This is a genomic window from Nonomuraea sp. NPDC003754, from assembly GCF_053605785.1.
In genome coordinates, this window is the sequence record NZ_JBSGJX010000005.1 from 152,379 (window position 1) to 170,059 (window position 17,681).

Genomic DNA, 17,681 nt, shown 5'->3' on the forward strand with positions numbered 1-17,681 from the left:
CGTTCTGTCCGATGGACGATAGTAGAGGATCCGGTCAGATGTGCGGCATTCGGCCCTGACGCCGCGTCAGGGCCACGGTTGCTCACGGGCCGCGCCGCCGGCCCGCCCACGGTCCGCGGCGGCCCCGGACGACGGCGCCAGGCGACGGCGACGGCGGGTGACGGCCATCCGGCGGCCGAGCAGCAGCACGCCGGGGAAGGCCGCGCCGCCGAGCAGTCCGGAGCCGACCGTGACCCCGAGTCCCGCGTTGACGAGGCCGTCACCCTCGCCGCCCAGCAGGGGGACCTCGACCGAGACCGACACCTCGGCGGACACGATCGGGCGCCCGGCGGGCGTGGTCGCCTGGCCGCCGGAACCCGTGTCACGGGAGCCCGTGTCACCGGAGCCCGAGTCGCCGGAGCCCGTATCACCGGAACCCGAGCCACCGGAACCGGAGTCGCCCGGGTTCGGCCCACCCGTTCCGGGATCACCCGGGTTCGGATCACCGGACCCCTGGTCGCCCGGCCCCGGGTCACCCGATCCCTGCTGCCCCGGCCCCGGATCGGCCGGAGCGGAGGTCGCGGGATCGGCCGGCGGGGTGGTCCTGGCGCGGGTCGGTTCGGGGGCGGCGGTGCGCGTGCGGGTGGGTTCGGGCGCCGGGATGCGGCTGGGTTCGGGGGCCCTGGTGCGGGTCGGTCCAGGATCAGAGGTGCGGGTCGGTCCGGGATCAGGGGTGCGCGTGGGGCGCCGGCCGGGGGTGGCGGGCGGCGGGCTGGGCCGGGCCGGCGGCGGGTCCGTGACACCGGGAGGCTGCCGGTGCGCGGTGTCCGCGGGCCGCGGCTCGGCCGGCCACTCCGGTTCACCGGGCCGCCCGGGGCGCGTGTCGGGGTCCGGGACGGCCGGCGCCGCCGTACCGGAGGCAGGGGCGGGCAGGGCCGCAGGGCCGGTCGTCGGGCGGCGTCCGGACAGCGGTTCCGCCGGCGGGTCCCGCCAGATCGTGAAGGTGGCGAGCACCGCGGCGATCGTGGCCACGGTCACGGCGGCCGTCACCGCCAGCTTGCCCGCGGGCGCGAGGGTGGTCCGCGCCAGCGTGCTGGTTGTCTCGGCGATGGTGGGCCCGGCCAGCGGGAAGAGCGTGGTGCACGGCACGGTGAGCGCCGCCAGACCGGTACGGCCGCGCCGTTCCCAGTCCTCGCCGTAGGCGGCGGCCGCGGTGGCCTCCAGTTCGGCGATGAACGCCTCGGCCGAGGCGGGCCGGGCGGCGGGGTCCTTCGCCAGGCCGTGCCCGACGAGCGCCCTGACCGGTTCGGCCACGTCACGCAGCGGCGGCGTCAGGTACTGGTGCTGGTAGGCGAGGGCGGCCGTGGTCGGGCCGTCGAAGGGACGGCGCCCGGTGAGGCATTCGTAGAACACCACGGTCGCGGCGTAGACGTCGGTGGCGGGGCTCGCGGGGGCCTCGTTCCACTGTTCGGGCGCCATGTACGGCGGGGTGCCGGCCGGCGGGCCGCTCTGTCCGCACGCGCCGGCGAGGCCGAAGTCGACGAGGCGGCTGTCGCCGTCCGAGGTGACGATCACGTTCTCGGGCTTGAAGTCGCGGTGCACGACGCCCGCGCGGTGCGCCTCGGCCAGCCCGAGCAGCGCGCCCTTCAGCACGGTCATGGCGGCCTCGGGGCCGGTCGCGCCCTCGCGCGTGAGCAGCCGGCGCAGGGTGACTCCGTCGACGAGTTCCATGACGATCGCGGCGCCCCGGTCACCCTCGACGTACTCCAGCAGGCGGGCGATGTGCGGGTTGTCCAGGCCGGCGACGAGCGCGGCCTCGGTCCTGAATCGATCGACCAGTTCGGGGTCGGACAGGTGCTTGATCGCGACGGGTAATCGGTCGGTGTCGCGAAGGGCCAGCATGACCCGCCCCGTGCCGCCGTGGCCAAGCTCCCTGATCTCGGTGTAGCCAGGCACCTGCATGCCCGGACGTTAACCCGCCGTCCCACACCATGTCGAGATCCGTTGTCGAACTATGCGCTGTAGTACCCTGTGCCGATTACCTATAGGGGGCACCCGTACCCCTCTCCCCCTGGACGCTGACGGAGTATGAAATGTCCGACATGCACGATGCGCATGACCATCACGGCACGCACGGCCATCATGCCGCGCCCGCCCGCCACGCCGCGCACGAGCACGAAGCGGGGCACGACCATCATGCCGGGCACGGCAGTCATGCTGAGCACGGCAGTCATGCCGGGCACGGCAGCCATGCCGCGCACGGCAGCCATGCCGCGCACGGCGGTGGCGTTTCCTGGGGCATGGCCGCCACGGCGACCCTGCACTGCCTCACCGGATGCGCCATCGGAGAGGTGCTCGGCATGGTGATCGGCACCGCCCTGAGCTGGTCGAACGCGCCGACGATCGCCCTGGCCATCGCCCTGGCCTTCGTGTTCGGCTACCTGCTCACCATGATCCCCGTGCGCAGGGCCGGGCTGAGCTGGGGGCGCGCGCTGCGGGTGGCCCTGGCCGCCGACACGGTCTCCATCGTGGTGATGGAGATCGTGGACAACGGCGTCATGCTCGTCATCCCGGGCGCGATGGACGCGGGGCTGGCCACGGGCCTGTTCTGGGGGGCGCTGGCGGTGGCGTTCGCGATTGCCTTCCTGGTGACGACGCCGATCAACAAGTGGCTCATCGGCAAGGGCAAGGGCCACGCGGTGGTGCACGCCTACCACTGAGATCCGCCGGTCAGGCGGCGACCCTGGCGGCCCCGAGGAACCTGCGCACGTTCACGGCGGCGGTACGGCCCGCGCGGTTGGCGCCGACCGTGCTGGCCGAGGGGCCGTAGCCGACCAGTTGCAGGCGCGGCTCCGCGACCGCCTGGGTGCCGTCGACCTGGATGCCCCCGCCGGGCGTGCGCAGCCGTAGCGGGGCCAGGTGGTCGAGCGCCGAGCGGAAGCCGGTCGCCCACACGATCGTGTCGGCGGGCTCGAACCGGCCGTCGGCCCAGGCCACCCCGTCCGGCTCGATCCTGGCGAACATCGGCAGCCGGTGCAGGGTGCCCTTCTCCATCGCCTCGAGCACGACGGGGGTGTGGCCGAGGCCGGTCACACTGACCACGCTCCGCGGCGGCAGGCCCTGCCGTACCCGCTCCTCGACCTTGGCCACCGCCTCCCTGCGCGCCCCCTCGCCGAAGTCGTCGTCGCGCCAGACCGGCGGGCGGCGGGTGACCCACAGCGTGCCGGCCGCGACGCCGCCCAGCTCGGACAGCACGTGCATCGCCGAGGCGCCGCCGCCCACCACGACGACCCTGCGGCCGGTGAACTCCGCCGGTCCACGGTAGGCGGCGTAATGGAGCTGCCTGCCGAGGAAGCCCGCTCCTCCCGGGTAGTAGGGCCAGTAGGGGCGCGTCCACGTGCCGGTGGCGTTGACCACCGCCCTGGCCGCCCACTCCCCCGCGCCGGACGGGACCACGAGCCTGTCGCCGGCGCCGCGCCGCACCGCGCTCACCTGGGCGGGCCGCACGATGGTCAGCCCCACCTGCCGCTCGTAGGCGCCGTAGTACTCGGGGACGACCAGCGCGGCGGGCGCGAGCCCGTCGGCGGACGGCTCCCGGTGGACTCCGGGCAGGTCGAAGATGCCGTGCACCTTGCTCATGGTCAGCGAGGGCGAGCGGTGCCGCCACGCGCCGCCCGGCCCCTCGGCGGCGTCGAGCACCACGGGGCCCAGGCCGAAGCGGTCCAGGAAGTAGGCGCTGGACAGGCCCGCCTGGCCCGCTCCGATCACCACGACGTCGGTCTCGTTCACGTCCATCACCAACCACGCGGGCGCGCCGGGCCTTCCCGCCCTCGGGGAAGGCCCGGTACGGCCTCAGCCGAGCGTGACGCTGTCGAGGTCGGGGGCGTAGGCGGTGTCGTTGAAGAACCGCAACGTGTTCGACCCCGCCTGCAGCGACGCGGTGAACACCGCCGACACCGGCGTGTTGAAGTCCGGCCCGGTCAACGTCACCGCCACCGGCGCCCCGCCGTTCACACTCACCGAGAACGACCGCGTCCCCCCGACCGTCCCCGCCACCGTCACCTGACGCGCACCCGCCGACGCCGACACCACCGACAACGTCACCGCGTTCGCCGGACCGTTCCCGATGAACCGCACCTTCGACCCGCCCGAACACGCCCCGCACGACGACACCACCGCCGCCCCGCCCAACACCCCGGCCTCCCCCTCGTACGCCGAGACCGGCGGCGCCGCACCCGGCACCTCCAACTCCTGCTCGGCGATGTACACCTACACGATCTCGCGAGCGGTCGAGCGCGGCCACGTCGACGCCTCCTACGCGGCCGTCGCCGCCCGCGGCTACCAGGGGGTGCTGGCGAAGGTGTCGCTCGGCGCGGACGGCCGGACGACGATCACCGACATCGGCGAGGGCACCAACGTCGACGACGTCACCGGCTACTACTACGGCAGGGCGCGGCCGGTCAACGACTTCCACGGCCTGGGCGCCTTCCTCATCATGAACGAGCAGCTGGCCCGGGTCAGCCGTCCTTCCTGAGCGCGGCGCGGCCCTCGGCCGCGCCGACGAAGCGCATCTTGCCCAGCGGCACGTCCGCGGGCTCGGGCGCGGTCCTCCTGCCGGTCCGGCCCGCGCCTTCCCGATCGGTGGGCAGCACGTAGGGCCGCCTGAGCACCTCGTCGAGGATGAAGACCGTCTCGGTCGCCTTCACCGCCGGGATGTTGGCCATCCGCTCGGTCACCAGCCGGTGCACCTCGGCCACGTCGGCGACCCGCACCTGGATCATCGCGTCGTGCTGCCCGGTGGTGATCGCGCAGTACTCGACCTCCGGCATCCGCGCCAGCTCGGCGCGGAACTGCTTCCACATCTGCTGCCGCACGGTGACGAAGACCAGCGCCGTGATGCCGAGCCCGGCGCGCACGTGGTCGATCTCGGCGGTGAAGCGCTTGATGGCGCCGTCGGCGCGCAGCGCCTCGAAGCGGGTGTAGGCGTTGGCCCGCGAGATGCCCACCCGTTCGGCCAGCGCGGCGACGGAGATCCGGCCGTTCTCCCGCAGGACCTCGAGGATCTTCATGTGGGTGGCGTCGAGATCAAGCCCGATACCGATCCGTCCAGTCGGATCCCCAAGCCTCCCGCTATTCCCAGACATTTCACTCATTGTGTAGCCAATTTCTTCAGTACCGTCTCACTCATATGACGTGAGCTGGACATTCTGCCGCACAATCCTCGACCAACCCCAACCAACCGTCCAGCTTCGGAGGACACCCCCATGGCGACCCGCTCTCAGACGGCAGCACTGCTGGTCGTCGGTGCTCTCGCGCTCGCCGCCTGCTCCGCCGGCGGCGTCAAGTCGTCGGCAGCCCCGCAGTCCGGCGCCAAGTCCCTCGTCATCGACACGTCCTTCGACCTGAAGACCGCCGACCCGGGCCGCACCTACGAGCCGACCGGGCTCATCGTCGGCAAGGCCGTCTACGAGACGCTGCTCACCTTCGACGGCTCCGACGTGACCAAGCCGGTGCCCGGCCTGGCCGAGTCCTACGAGCTGTCCGAGGACGGCAAGGCGCTGACCCTCAAGCTCAGGCAGGGCGCCACGTTCGCCGACGGCTCCCCCGTGACGGCCGACGACGTGGTGTTCTCGCTGACCAGGGTGCGCGACATGAAGGGCACCCCCTCGTTCCTGCTCGACGGGGTCGAGGTGGCCAAGACCGACGCCACCACCGTCACGCTGACCTCGAAGGCGCCGAACCCGGCCCTGCCGTACATCCTGCCCAACCCCGCCCTCGGTGTGATCAACAGCAAGGTCGCCAAGGAGCACGGGGCCACGACCGACGCCTCCGACAAGGCCGAGCAGTACCTCAACTCGGCCTCGGCCGGCTCCGGCCCGTACGTGATCGAGTCGTTCAACCTGACCAGCCAGGTGGTGCTCAAGGCCAACCCGAAGTACTACGGGACCAAGCCCGCCTACGACCGGGTGGTCATCCGCAACGTCGAGGCGGCCACGCAGAAGCTGAACGTCCAGCGCGGCGACAGCCAGGTGGCGCTCAACCTGTCCGGTGACCAGGTGACCGGCATGCCCGCGACGCTGCAGGTGAAGAAGACCGCCTCGGCGAACGTCATCTTCCTGCTGGCCAACCAGGACTCGGCGATCAGCAAGACCACGCCGAACGCCAAGTTCGTCGAGGCCCTGCGCAAGGGCATCGACTACGCCGGGCTGCTGGAGCTGGCCGGTGAGGGCTCGACGCAGGCGCCGGGCATCATCCCCTCGCAGCTGCTCGGCGCGCTGCCGGCCGACCAGGCGGCCAAGCGCGACGTCGAGGGCGCCAAGGCGGCGCTGGCGGCCGGCGGGCTGTCCAACCCGACGGTGAAGCTCGAGTACCCGAGCGAGCTGACCGTCAACGGCCTGTCGTTCCAGCCGCTGGCCGAGCGCATCCAGGCCAACCTCAAGGAGGTCGGCATCACCGTCGACCTCTCGCCCGCGCCCGTCACCACCGCGCTGGACAACTACCGCAACGGCAAGGAGGAGCTGGGCCTGTGGTACTGGGGCCCTGACTACCCCGACCCCAGCGACTACCTGGCCTTCCTGCCCGGCAAGCTCGTCGGCCTGCGCGCCGGCTGGAAGGACGGGGCGGCCAAGGACGTCTCGGCGGCCGGCGACAAGGCGGCCACCACGATCGGCGACGACGCGCGCAAGGCCGCGTACGCCGAGGTCCAGAACAAGCTGAACGAGGCCGGGCCGTTCGTCCCGCTCATCCAGCCGAGCCAGAACATCGTGACCGCGGCGTCGGTGACCGGCCTGGAGTACCACCCGGTCTGGACGGTCGACGTGGCCGACCTCGGCGCCAAGTAGGCCGCGATGACCGTCCCCGAGGACACCTCGGCCGCTCCCCCCGCTGCGGGGGCGGCGGCCGGGGGCTCCCCCAGCAAGGCGCCCGCCCCCGCCCCCCGTGCGGGCGGGGCGCGCGCCCGCAGGCACCCGCTGGCGCGCTTCCTGCTGCGCCGGGTGCTCATCGCGATCCTGCTGGCGTGGGGCATCACGCTGGTCACCTTCGTCCTGACGAACCTGGTGCCCGGCGACCCCGCCGCCGCCAACCTGGGCCAGCGCGCCCTCGGCGATCCCGCGATCGTCGCCCAGTGGCGACAGGAGCACGGCCTGGACAAGCCGCTGCCCCAGCAGTACCTCCTGCACCTGCGGGGCCTGCTGAGCGGCGACCTCGGCACCAGCCAGCAGAGCCACCGGCCGGTCAGCCAGGACCTCGCCGAGACCGTCCCGGCCACCCTCGAGCTGGCGGGCGCGGCGATCCTGGTCTCGCTGGTCCTGGGAGTGGCCTTCGGCGTCGTGGCGGCGTTGCGCAGGGACCGGCTGTCGGACCACTTGCTGCGCGTGCTGAGCCTGATCGGCATCTCGGTGCCGACGTTCTGGCTGGCCCTGGTGGCCTTCTACGTCTTCTTCTACCGCCTCCAGCTGACCCCGGGCAGCGGGCGCATCGACCCCGGCCTGACCGCGCCGCCGCCCGTGACGGGCCTGGCGACCGTCGACTCGGCCCTCGCCGGCCAGTGGGACGTCTTCGCCAGCGCCGTCGGTCACCTGCTGACCCCCGCGCTGGTGCTCGCCCTCTACACCATCGGCCTGCTCACCCGCTTCACCAGGAGCGCGGTGCTGGAGGTGCTGGGTCAGGACTACGTCAGGGCGGCCAGGGCCAAGGGCCTGCCGGGCCGGGTGATCCTGTTCAGGTACGTGCTGCGCTCGGCGCTCGTGCCGATCATCACGGTGGCCGGGCTCGCCTTCGGCAGCCTGCTGTCCGGCACGGTGCTGGTCGAGGCGATCTTCGCCTGGCCGGGCGTCGGGCAGTACGCCTACAAGAGCGCCACCACCCTCGACCTGCCCGCCGTCATGGGCGTGGGCCTCGTGGTCGGCGGCGTCTACCTGGTGATCAACCTGATCGTGGACGTGCTGTACGGCGTCATCGACCCCCGAGTGAGACTGCAGTGAGACGACGACTCCCCGAAGCCTGGCGGCAGCCCCTGGCCATCATCGGCGGGGCCGTCGCGCTCGCCTGGCTGGTCATCGCGCTGGCCGCCCCGTGGCTGGCCCCGCACGACCCGCTCGCACAGGACCTGCCCCGCCTGGCCGCGCCAGGCCCTGGCCACTGGTTCGGCACCGACCAGCTCGGCCGCGACATCCTCAGCAGGGTCCTGTACGGCGCGCGCGTGTCGATCCCGCTGACGCTGCTGCTGGTGGTGTTGTCGGTGCTGGTCGGCGGGCTGCTCGGCGCCTGCGCCGGATACTTCGGCCGCTGGGTGGACGAGACCATCATGCGGGTGGCCGACCTGGTGTTCGCCTTCCCCACGGTCATCCTGGCCATGGTGGTGGCCGCGGCGCTCGGCGCGAGCCTGGGCAACGCGGTGCTCGCCGTCCTGGTGGTGGCCTGGCCCGCCTACGCCCGCGTCACCCGCGGGCTGGTGCTCGGCGTGCGGGAGCGGGAGTTCGTGCTGAGCGGGCGGCTGCTCGGCTTCTCGGTCTGGCGCTCGCTACGCGTGGACGTGCTGCCGAACGTCACCGGGCCGGTCCTCGTCCTGGCCACCCTCGACATCGGCACCGCGCTGCTGCTGCTGTCGGGCCTGTCCTTCCTCGGCCTGGGCGCCAAGCCGCCGTCCCCCGAATGGGGCGCGATGGTCGCCGGCGGTGTGGAGGTCTTCGACAGCTGGTGGGTGGCGACCTTCCCCGGCCTGGCGATCCTGACCGTCGTGCTGGCCTTCAACTTCCTCGGCGACACGCTGCGCGACGCCCTCGACCCGCGTACGGCCCGCGCCATCAAGGAGCGTGCCCTCTGATGCTGGACATCACCGACCTCAAGGTCACCATCGGCGGCAGGACCGTCCTCGGCGGCGTCGACCTCTCGCTCCGCGAAGGTCAGGTGCACGGCCTGGCGGGCGAGAGCGGCTCCGGCAAGACCATGACCGGTCTGGCCGTCCTCGGGCTGCTGCCGCACGGCGCGAGGGCCACCGGCACGATCGCGCTGGAGGGCAGGGACCTGCTCGGCCTGCCGGCCAAGGAGCTGAACAAGGTGCGCGGCGGCCAGGTCGCCATGGTCTTCCAGGACCCCGCGACCAGCCTGCACCCGATGCTGACCGTGGGCAGGCAGCTGACCGAGCACATGCGCCACCATCTCGGGCTCGGCCGGGCCGAGGCCCGCGCGCGGGCGGTGGAGCTGCTGGGCAAGGTGCGCATCCCCGGCCCCGGCGAGGCGTTCGAGCGCTACCCGCACCAGTTCTCCGGTGGGATGCGGCAGCGCATCGCGATCGCCATCGCGCTGGCCTGCTCGCCCAAGGTGCTGATCGCCGACGAGCCGACGACCGCGCTGGACGTGACGGTGCAGGCGGGCATCCTGCGGCTGCTGCGCGGGCTCTGCGACGACCTGGGCCTGGCCGTCCTGCTGGTCACGCACGACCTCGGGGTGATGTCGGCGGTGGCCGACCAGGTGAGCGTGATGAAGGACGGCCTGGTCGTCGAGACGGGCCCGCGCACGCGGGTCCTGCGCGAACCCGCCCACCCCTACACCCGCGCGCTTCTCGACTCGCTGCCGGACGCGCCCGCGCCTCTCGCGGCCGGCCCCGCCGAGCGGCCCGCACAGCAAGAGCGCCGAGCCGACGGGGAGAGCTCATGACGACGCTGGACATCCGCGACCTGGTGGTGGAGCACCGCTCCCCCGGACGGCCCGTCGTGCGGGCGGTGGCGGGCGCGAGCCTGACCGTCTCCCCCGGCGAGGTGGTGGGCCTGGTGGGCGAGTCGGGCTGCGGCAAGTCGACGCTCGCCAGAGCCGTCTGCGGGCTGCACCAGGCGGCCGAGGGTGAGATCACCTTCGGCGGGCGCCAGGTCACCCCGCTGGGCCTGCGCAGGCGGGCGCTGACCGAGATCCAGATGGTCTTCCAGGACCCCTACGCGTCGCTGAACCCGCGCCGCCGCGTCGGCGACCAGATCGCCGACGGCCTGCGGACCGCGGGCGACACCACCACGGCCCCTGCCGACCTGCTGGAGCGGGTGGGCCTGCCGCGCGAGTTCGCCGGCCGGCACCCGCACGAGTTCTCCGGCGGCCAGCGGCAGCGCATCGCCATCGCGAGGGCGCTGGCGGCCAGGCCGCGGCTGCTGATCGGCGACGAGCCGATCTCCGCCCTGGACGCCTCGGCCCAGGCGCAGGTGGCCAGGCTGATGCGGGACCTGGCCGTCGACTCGGGCGCGGGCCTGCTGTTCATCAGCCACGACCTGTCGGTGGTACGGCTGATCGCCGACCGGATCGCCGTGATGTACCTGGGGAAGATCGTCGAGGTGGGCCGTACGGAGGAGGTGTGGGCCGACCCCCGCCACCCCTACACGCGGGCGTTGCTGGCCGCCATCCCCCAGCCCGACGGGCTCGGCGTGCTGCCGGCGGAGCTGTCCGGCGACGTCCCCGACCCCGCCGACCCGCCGCCCGGCTGCCGCTTCCACCCCCGCTGCTCCCTCGCCATGGACGTGTGCCGGGTGAAGGAGCCCGACTTCGGTCCCGTCGCCTGCTGGCTGCACGCCCCCGAGCGATGAGGGAGGAGCTGGTCAGGCAGGCGATGTCCGGGGCCGGGGTGGACGCGCTGGTGCTGCGTCCCTCCCCCGACTTCCGTTTCCTCGGCGGCGCCGGCGAGGGGTTCCTCGTCGTCACCCTCGACGGGCCGCCCGTCGAGACCGGCGACCCGGTGCCGTGCATCCCGCGCGGGGCCCGCCGGGTGGGGGTGGACGACGAGATGCGGGTGGCCGAGCTGTTCGGCATGCGGATCGACGCCGAGATCGTCCCGGCCTCCGCCGTCCTGCGCGACCTGCGGCTGCGCAAGTCGGCGGAGGAGGTCGCGGCCGTGGCCAGGGCCGCCGCGGCCGCCGACGCGGTCGTGACGGCGGCGCGGGAGCTGGCCTGGTTCGGGGCGACCGAGCGGGAGATGGCGCGCCGGCTGCGGATGCTGCTGATCGAGTCGGGCTGCGAGGAGATCCTGTCGGTACGCGTGGGCGCCGGCGAGCACACCGCGGCCAGGGACCACCGGCCCACCGACCGGGTCATCAACCCGGGTGACGCGCTGCAGGTCTCGGTGTGCGGCAGGTGGGACGGCCTGTGCGCGGAGGTGGCCAGGGCCTTCGCGGTCGCCGAGCCGCCCGAGGACTTCGAGGCGATGCTGTCGGTCGTGCTCGCCGCGCGCGCCGCCGCCCTCGACGCGGTACGGCCCGGCGTCCCGGCCGAGCAGGTCGCCGCCCGCGCCCGCCAGGTGATCGAGGACAGCGGCTACGGCGGGTTCGCCGACGTGCGCGGCAGGGGCGTCGGCTGGGGGCACCAGGAGGGCCCGTCGCTGGCCGACCCCGAGCCGCTGGCCGACGGGATGACGTTGTGCGTCGCCCCGGCCATCCACCTGACGGGGCTGTTCGGCGCCCGGGTGGCCGACACGGTCGCCTGCGCCGCCGGCGGCCCCGTCCTGCTCAGCTCCAGCTCCCCCGCCCTCCACGTGCTCGACGCCTGACCCGCCGCCCGGCCGGGCGGACGGGCGGCGCGCCCTGGCCTCGCCGGGCGCCGCGAGCCTGTCCTGGTTCGTGAGGGCCTTCCCGGCGGCGGCGGCCCGGCGGCGGCGGGCGCCTATCGGCGTTCGGCCAGCCAGGTGAGGTTGTGCCGCTGGTCGGCGAGGGTGGCGGCCCACGTGTCGGGGGTGACAGGGGGGCTGTCCTGCTCGATGACGTACCAGCCGGCGTACCCGTCGGCCCTCAGCTGGGCGAGGAAGGGTTCGAGGGCGACGTCGCCACGGCCGAGGGGGCTGGCGACCTCGCCCCACCACGCGTCCAGGCGCGCCTCGCCCCTGGCCTCGGCGTCCGCGACGACCGCGTGGCGGACGTCCTTGACGTGGACGTGGTGCACCCGGTCGGCGTACTTGCGGGCGTATTCGGCCGGTTCGGCGCCGCCCAGCGCGAAGTGGCCGCTGTCGAGGCAGAGCGCCACGTCGGTCAGCTCCATGAGCGTGTCGATCTCGTCGGCCCGCTCGACGTAGGTGGCGTAGTGCGGGTGGAAGACGGGCCGCACGCCGTACGAGGTGACCAGCTCGCAGGCGGCGGCGACGCGGTCAGCCGCGCGGCGCCAGGCGGCGGCGTCCCACCGGCCGCCGGTACGCCACGGGTCGGCGCGCAGCGCCTCGTCGCCGTCGTCGGCCAGCACGGCCACCACGTCGGGGTTGCCGGAGGCGGCAAGCTCCTCCAGCGTGTGGCGCATCGCCGCCAGGTCGGCGTCCGGCACCTCGTGCGGCGCCGACAGCTTCAGCGGGACGTAGGCGCCCACGACGGCCAGCCCGTTGTCGGCGAACGCGCGGGCGGTCTCCTCGGGTGAGCCGAAGAAGCCGGGCGGGCCGAGCTCGCTGCCCGTGTACCCGGCTGCAGCCATGGCCTCGAGCAGCTCGACCGGCTTCATGCCGATGCCGTGTCCGCTGTGCACGCCGTAGCTGCAGGGCGCGGAGGCGATCTTGTTCATGCGAGGCTCCTGGCGATCTGCTGGAGGACCGCGGTGTCGTAGGCGGCGCCCGCGGCGGTGGACAGGACGGGCGCGCCCTCGGTGACGGAGGCGTGGAAGGCGAGCAGCTCGTGCAGGAAGCCGGTGCGGTGGTCGCAGCGGAACTCGGTGGTGGCCCGCTCGCCGTCCTGGGCGGTCTGCACCACCAGCGAGGCGCGGGCGTCGCGCAGGTAGGGGCCTGGCATGTTCAGGTAGAGGCGTCCGGCGGACCCGAAGACGGCGATCTCCTCGCCGTAGTCGGGATAGTCGGGCAGCCAGTTCCACGACAGCGACAGCTGGGCCGCGCCGAACGTGCCGAGCGCCTGCAGCTGCGGCGGTTCCTTCAGCTTCACGCCCGGCTCGAGCCCGGCGGCCTGGGCGTGCGCGATCGTCAGCGGCTGCTCGCCGAACAGGGCGCGCAGCACCGACAGCTCGTGCACGACCGAGCCCTGCAGCACGTCGGCGTAGATCGACAGGTACGGCTCGCCCAGGTCGCCGACGGCCTCGACGGCCTTGCGCCGCTCGTGACCGTCGGCGGGGACCACCGCGTCGGAATGGCGCAGGAAGCGCTGGTGGGAGTACTGCGGCTGGTCGGCGGGGTGGAGCACGGTGACCCGCACGAGCCGGATCGCCCCGAGTCGCGACAGCTCCCCCCTGGCCCTGGCCATGATCGGGTCGTACATCTTCATGTACGCCACCTGCAGCACCAGCCCCTTGGCGGCGGCCATGGAGCCGAGCTCGACGCACTCGGCCACGGTGTGCGCGAACGGTTTCTCGGCGAGCACGTGCTTGCCCGCCTCCAGCGCCCTGCGGGTCAGGTCGGCGTGGGTGCCAGGGGTGAGCAGCAGGACCGCGTCGACCTCGGGGTCGGCCAGCACGTCCGCCGCGTCGGTGGAGTGCCGCACCGGGCCGCCGTGCTCGGCCGCGATCTGCGCCGCCAGCGTGGGCGACAGGTCGCAGACGTGCGTCACCTGGTACTTCTCGCGGAGCGCCCGCAGGTTCTGCAGGTGCACGGCTTGGGCGATGAGGCCGAGACCGATGACGCCGAGGCGCATGGGCGTGCTCCTTGACTCGATGGGATCAGCTTTTTCTATCGACTCTCCCACCGAGGTGTCAAACGTTTGTTAAGACATTAGGTGGTTCTCATGTGTGGTCCTCACGTGGTGGCGGCAGCCGTACGGTCAGCTCCAGGACATCTCCCCCGTGGCCACCTTGGCGCCGAGCTCCAGGTTGACCAGCCCGCCGAGCCCGGGATAGCGCCTGGTCATGGATCTGCGCAGGGCCCTGGCCCGGTCGTCGCGGCGGCTGGCGTCGCGCAGTTCCGTCTCGAACGCCACGAGGTAGTCGTGGGTGAAACGGATGACGGAGGCGTCGAAGGGCCCGCCCGACGCGCGGTGGCCGGCCACGACGTACTCCGGCTCGAGCGCGCTCATCTCGTCGAGCGCCCGCCGCCAGCCCTCGCGCTCCTCCGGCGTGGGGGTGTCGGCGGTCCACGGGTGGAGGCCGCTGAACAGGGCGGCGCCGCCGAGGACGGCGCGCCGCTCGGCGTTCCACAGGTACCCGGTGCGCCACTCGACGGCCGGATCGCCCGCCCGCACCTCGAAGACGTGCTCCTCGAGCTCCAGGTGGCCGCCGAGGAGCGGCTCGGGGATGACCACGTCGGTGGCGAGGTTGCCGCCCAGTTGCTTCCAGATCTCCAGCTTGGACCGCCAGGTCGCCTCGATGCGCTCGACGGTGTCGGGGGTGGCCAGGACGCGCACCCGCGGGAAGACCTGCCTGACCACCTGGAGGCCGAAATAGTAGTCCGGGTCGGCGGCGCTGACGAAGACGGTGGACAGGTGCTTGCCGCTGTCGATGACGTCGGCGAGGACGCGGTGCTGCTCGGCGAGGGTGAACTGGCCGTCGACGAGCAGCGCCTGCTGCTCGCCGGCCACCAGGACGGACGTCTTTCCCAGGCCCGTCTCCCCTGCTGTGTGAACGCTGAAGCGCACTGTGGGCATGCCGGGATGATTCCCGACCAGGGTCAAGTCGTAAGGCGGAGTTTCGTCCAGACTTGGTGATTTCGCGGTGCGGGCCCGCCGCGCCCGGGCGACGCCTTGGGGTAGGAGACGAAGCGACGCCTGATTTTCCGGCTTGCCGGACGAATCGGTGGAGGGTCGTCGTGGCCTAGCGTCGGACGGAGCCCTGCGACGAAGTGGAGAGACAATGAAGATCACCGGAGTGGAACTGCGCCGGATCGCCATGCCGTTGGTCGCGCCGTTCCGCACCTCCTTCGGCACCGAGACCTCCCGCGACGTGCTCCTGGTCAGAGTGGTCACGCCGGACGCCGAGGGATGGGGCGAGTGCGTGGCGATGTCGGAACCGCTCTACTCCTCCGAGTACGTGGAGGGCGCGGCGGAGGTGATCCGGCGCTTCCTGCTGCCCCTGCTGCCGGACGACCTGGACGCGTACGGCGTGGGCAGGGCCATGGAGCCGATCAAGGGCCACCGCATGGCCAAGGCGGCGCTGGAGACGGCCGTGCTCGACGCGCAGCTGAGGGCCTCGGGCGAGTCGTTCGGCCACTTCCTGGGCTCGGCGAGGGACCGGGTCCCCTGCGGGGTGTCGGTCGGCATCATGGACTCCATCCCGCAGCTGCTCGACGCGGTGGAGGGCTACCTCGACGAGGGCTACGTCCGGATCAAGCTGAAGATCGAGCCGGGCTGGGACGTCGCGCCGGTGCGCGCGGTCAGGGAGCGGTTCGGCGACGACGTGCTCCTGCAGGTCGACGCGAACGCGGCCTACACGCTCGTCGACGCCCAGCAGCTGGCCAGGCTGGACGACTTCGGGCTGCTGCTGATCGAGCAGCCGCTGGCCAACGACGACCTGGTGCAGCACGCCGAGCTGGCCAAGCGGCTGCGCACGCCCATCTGCCTCGACGAGTCGATCGAGTCGGCCGAGCACGCCGCCGCGGCCATCTCGCTCAAGGCCTGCTCGATCATCAACATCAAGCCGGGCCGGATCGGCGGCTACCTGGAGGCGCGGCGCATCCACGACCTGTGCAGGGCGCACGGGATCGCGGTCTGGTGCGGCGGCATGCTGGAGACGGGCCTCGGCCGGGCCGCGAACGTGGCCCTCGCCGCCCTGCCCGGCTTCACCCTGCCCGGCGACACCTCCGCCTCGCGCCGCTACTACGCCACCGACATCACCGAGCCCTTCGAGCTGGACGGCGGTCACCTCGACGTGCCGTCCGGCCCCGGTCTCGGCGTCGAGCCGATCAAGGACATCCTGGAGGAGGTCACCACGGCAACGGAGTGGATCGGCCTCGGCTGAGGCCGGTTGGGCTGCCGGACGAACCGACCCCCCCGTCTTGATGTTTCCCGACGAGTTCCTCCGGCGGCCCCTTGGCATACCGTCACGGCATGCCGTTCGATCTCCACCACCGCGCCCTCGTCGCGGACACGCATAACGACCTGCTCATGGCCGTCGCCGCCCGCCCGCCGCAGCGCTGGGCGGGCTTCTTCCGCGACCGGTGGCTGCCCCAGTTGCGGGAGGGCGGGGTCGATCTCCAGGTGCTGCCCGTCTTCATCGACGACGCCTTCCGCCCGGAGGGCGCGCTGCGCGAGACGCTCCGCATGATCGAGTGCGCGCACGTCGTCGCCGAGGGCAACGCCGACGCCGTCGCGCTCTGCACCGACGCGGCCCAGATCGACGCCGCCCTCGACGACGGCAGGATCGCGCTGGTGCTGGCCATGGAGAGCATGCCGGGCCTCGACGCCGACGTGGAGCTGATCTCCACCGTGTACCGGCTCGGCGTAAGGATCGCCTCCATCGCCCACTGGGGCCGCACCCCGCTGGCCGACGGCAGCGGCGAGGACGCCACCGGCAGCGGCCTCACCTCCCACGGCGTCGCCGCGCTGAAGGAGATGGAACGGCTCGGCATCGTCTTCGACATCTCCCACCTGGGCGCCTCAGGCGTCGCGCACGTGCTGGAGCTGGCCACCAGGCCGCTCATGGCCACCCACTCCTCGGCCCGCGCCCTGCGCGACCACCACCGCAACCTGACCGACGACCAGCTGAGAGGGGTCGCCGCGACCGGCGGTGTGGTCTGCGTCAACTTCGTCCCCGCGTTCCTGGCCGACGACCCGGCCGGCCACACCCTCGACCGGCTCGTCGACCACATCGAGCACATCGCCGCCGTCGCCGGCGTCGACCACGTCGGTCTGGGTCCCGACTTCGTCCGCGAGGTCCTCATGGACACCACCCCGCCCTGCTGCGAGGAGCTCGGTTACGGCGAGATCGACCCCCTGGCCACCCTGCCGGGGCTGGACGGCCCGCGCGGCCTGCCGCTGGTCACCGAGGCCCTGACCCGCAGGGGCGTGCCGGAGAAGGACATCCTCAAGATCCTCGGCGGCAACGTGCACCGGCTCCTCGGCGAGGCGCTGCGATGACCGAGATCAGGGAGTTGCACAGCCTCGAGGAGTTCGGTGAGGCCTTCGCGGTCTTCACCGGCATCTGGGGCTTCGAGCAGAGCAACCAGCCGATCAACCCGGAGCTGATGCGCGCCCTGGCGCACGCGGGCAACTACGTCGCCGGCGCCTACGAGGGCACGCGGATGGTGGGCGCCTCGGTCGCCTTCTTCGCCGAAGGCGGGGCGCTCCACTCCCACATCACCGGCGCGGTCACCGGCCGGGGCGTCGGCTTCGCGCTCAAGCAGCACCAGCGCGCGTGGGCGCTGGCGCGCGGCATCAACCGCGTCACCTGGACCTACGACCCGCTGGTCCGCCGCAACGCGCACTTCAACCTGGCCAAGCTGGGCGCCAGGCCCGAGGAGTACCTGCCGGGCTTCTACGGCGTCATGCAGGACGCCGTCAACAGGGGCGACGAGTCCGACCGGCTGCTGGCGGTGTGGCGGCTGGCCGAGCCGCCGGTGCCGTACACGGTGGAGGGGGCGGGCGTGGCGCTGAAGGAGGAGGACGGCAGGCCCGTCGTGGGCGACACGGACGCGAAGGTGCTGCTGGTCGCGGTGCCCGCCGACGTGGAGGCGCTTCGCAGGCGGGATCCCGGCACCGCGAAGGCCTGGCGGCACGCGGTGCGCGAGGTGCTGGGGGGGCTGCTGGAGGACGGCGCCCGGGTAACAGGTTTCCATATGAAATCCCATTACGTGGTGGAGCGGCCCTGAGGGGCGCAGT

Annotated in this window: 18 protein-coding genes; 11 read left to right on the forward strand and 7 right to left on the reverse strand. The window is 72.9% G+C overall.

What is annotated here, in order from left to right; all coding sequences use genetic code 11:
• Positions 1-66: 66 nt before the first annotated feature.
• Positions 67-1,941, reverse strand: coding sequence for a protein kinase domain-containing protein (locus ACWEVS_RS08700; protein ID WP_452550644.1), 1,875 nt, complete (start codon positions 1,939-1,941; stop codon positions 67-69).
• Between the two features lie 140 nt (positions 1,942-2,081).
• Between ACWEVS_RS08700 and ACWEVS_RS08705 the strand changes: the two genes are divergently transcribed.
• A complete protein-coding gene (locus ACWEVS_RS08705; protein WP_452550646.1) occupies positions 2,082-2,699 on the forward strand; it encodes a DUF4396 domain-containing protein in 618 nt (205 codons plus the stop codon).
• A gap of 10 nt (positions 2,700-2,709) precedes the next feature.
• On the opposite strand, the gene ACWEVS_RS08710 is transcribed toward ACWEVS_RS08705, so the two are convergent.
• Both ACWEVS_RS08710 and ACWEVS_RS08715 read right to left on the reverse strand, forming a co-directional pair.
• Positions 2,710-3,774: an NAD(P)-binding domain-containing protein gene (locus ACWEVS_RS08710; protein ID WP_452550648.1), complete on the reverse strand. Its 1,065-nt coding sequence runs from the start codon at positions 3,772-3,774 to the stop codon at positions 2,710-2,712.
• Between the two features lie 57 nt (positions 3,775-3,831).
• Positions 3,832-3,999, reverse strand: a complete 168-nt coding sequence (locus ACWEVS_RS08715; protein ID WP_452550650.1) for a hypothetical protein — start codon at positions 3,997-3,999, stop codon at positions 3,832-3,834.
• A gap of 106 nt (positions 4,000-4,105) precedes the next feature.
• Between ACWEVS_RS08715 and ACWEVS_RS08720 the strand changes: the two genes are divergently transcribed.
• Complete coding sequence (locus tag ACWEVS_RS08720) at positions 4,106-4,513, forward strand: glycoside hydrolase family 88 protein (protein WP_452550652.1); 408 nt, start codon at positions 4,106-4,108, stop codon at positions 4,511-4,513.
• On the opposite strand, the gene ACWEVS_RS08725 is transcribed toward ACWEVS_RS08720, so the two are convergent.
• Entirely contained in the window at positions 4,497-5,132 is a 636-nt protein-coding gene (locus ACWEVS_RS08725) for an Lrp/AsnC family transcriptional regulator (RefSeq protein ID WP_354913218.1), read from the reverse strand. The genes ACWEVS_RS08720 and ACWEVS_RS08725 overlap by 17 nt on opposite strands.
• 111 nt (positions 5,133-5,243) lie before the next feature.
• On the opposite strand from ACWEVS_RS08725, the gene ACWEVS_RS08730 reads away from it, so the two are divergent.
• From ACWEVS_RS08730 to ACWEVS_RS08755, 6 genes are read left to right on the forward strand one after another with little or no spacing between them, the layout of a single operon-like run.
• Positions 5,244-6,821: an ABC transporter substrate-binding protein gene (locus ACWEVS_RS08730; protein WP_452550654.1), complete on the forward strand. Its 1,578-nt coding sequence runs from the start codon at positions 5,244-5,246 to the stop codon at positions 6,819-6,821.
• A gap of 6 nt (positions 6,822-6,827) precedes the next feature.
• A complete protein-coding gene (locus ACWEVS_RS08735) occupies positions 6,828-7,964 on the forward strand; it encodes an ABC transporter permease (RefSeq protein ID WP_449922548.1) in 1,137 nt (378 codons plus the stop codon).
• Positions 7,961-8,806, forward strand: coding sequence for an ABC transporter permease (locus ACWEVS_RS08740; RefSeq protein WP_354913224.1), 846 nt, complete (start codon positions 7,961-7,963; stop codon positions 8,804-8,806). Before ACWEVS_RS08735 ends, ACWEVS_RS08740 begins: the two co-directional genes overlap by 4 nt.
• Positions 8,806-9,639 (forward strand): ABC transporter ATP-binding protein, encoded by an 834-nt coding sequence (locus tag ACWEVS_RS08745; RefSeq protein WP_354913226.1) that lies wholly within the window; start codon positions 8,806-8,808, stop codon positions 9,637-9,639. The genes ACWEVS_RS08740 and ACWEVS_RS08745 overlap by 1 nt, the downstream gene beginning before the upstream one ends.
• Positions 9,636-10,547 (forward strand): ABC transporter ATP-binding protein, encoded by a 912-nt coding sequence (locus tag ACWEVS_RS08750; RefSeq protein WP_452550656.1) that lies wholly within the window; start codon positions 9,636-9,638, stop codon positions 10,545-10,547. Before ACWEVS_RS08745 ends, ACWEVS_RS08750 begins: the two co-directional genes overlap by 4 nt.
• Positions 10,544-11,503 carry a M24 family metallopeptidase gene (locus tag ACWEVS_RS08755; RefSeq protein ID WP_452550658.1) on the forward strand — a complete coding sequence of 320 codons (960 nt, stop codon included), beginning with the start codon at positions 10,544-10,546 and terminating at the stop codon, positions 11,501-11,503. The genes ACWEVS_RS08750 and ACWEVS_RS08755 overlap by 4 nt, the downstream gene beginning before the upstream one ends.
• A 113-nt stretch (positions 11,504-11,616) precedes the next feature.
• Here the strand turns inward: ACWEVS_RS08755 and ACWEVS_RS08760 are convergent, their stop codons facing one another.
• From ACWEVS_RS08760 to ACWEVS_RS08770, 3 genes are all read right to left on the reverse strand, one after another.
• A complete protein-coding gene (locus ACWEVS_RS08760) occupies positions 11,617-12,495 on the reverse strand; it encodes a sugar phosphate isomerase/epimerase family protein (protein WP_452550660.1) in 879 nt (292 codons plus the stop codon).
• Entirely contained in the window at positions 12,492-13,568 is a 1,077-nt protein-coding gene (locus tag ACWEVS_RS08765; RefSeq protein WP_452550662.1) for a Gfo/Idh/MocA family protein, read from the reverse strand. Before ACWEVS_RS08765 ends, ACWEVS_RS08760 begins: the two co-directional genes overlap by 4 nt.
• Positions 13,569-13,694: 126 nt before the next feature.
• Positions 13,695-14,513, reverse strand: coding sequence for an MBL fold metallo-hydrolase (locus ACWEVS_RS08770; RefSeq protein ID WP_452550664.1), 819 nt, complete (start codon positions 14,511-14,513; stop codon positions 13,695-13,697).
• A 205-nt stretch (positions 14,514-14,718) separates the two neighbouring features.
• Here ACWEVS_RS08770 and menC point away from each other — a divergent pair, with 205 nt between their 5' ends.
• The 3 genes from menC to ACWEVS_RS08785 all read left to right on the forward strand — a co-directional run bounded on the left by menC (position 14,719) and on the right by ACWEVS_RS08785 (position 17,671).
• Positions 14,719-15,822, forward strand: coding sequence for an o-succinylbenzoate synthase (gene menC / locus ACWEVS_RS08775; RefSeq protein WP_354913238.1), 1,104 nt, complete (start codon positions 14,719-14,721; stop codon positions 15,820-15,822).
• A gap of 89 nt (positions 15,823-15,911) precedes the next feature.
• A complete protein-coding gene (locus ACWEVS_RS08780) occupies positions 15,912-16,940 on the forward strand; it encodes a dipeptidase (RefSeq protein ID WP_452415164.1) in 1,029 nt (342 codons plus the stop codon).
• Complete coding sequence (locus ACWEVS_RS08785; RefSeq protein ID WP_452415162.1) at positions 16,937-17,671, forward strand: GNAT family N-acetyltransferase; 735 nt, start codon at positions 16,937-16,939, stop codon at positions 17,669-17,671. The genes ACWEVS_RS08780 and ACWEVS_RS08785 overlap by 4 nt, the downstream gene beginning before the upstream one ends.
• Positions 17,672-17,681: the final 10 nt, after the last annotated feature.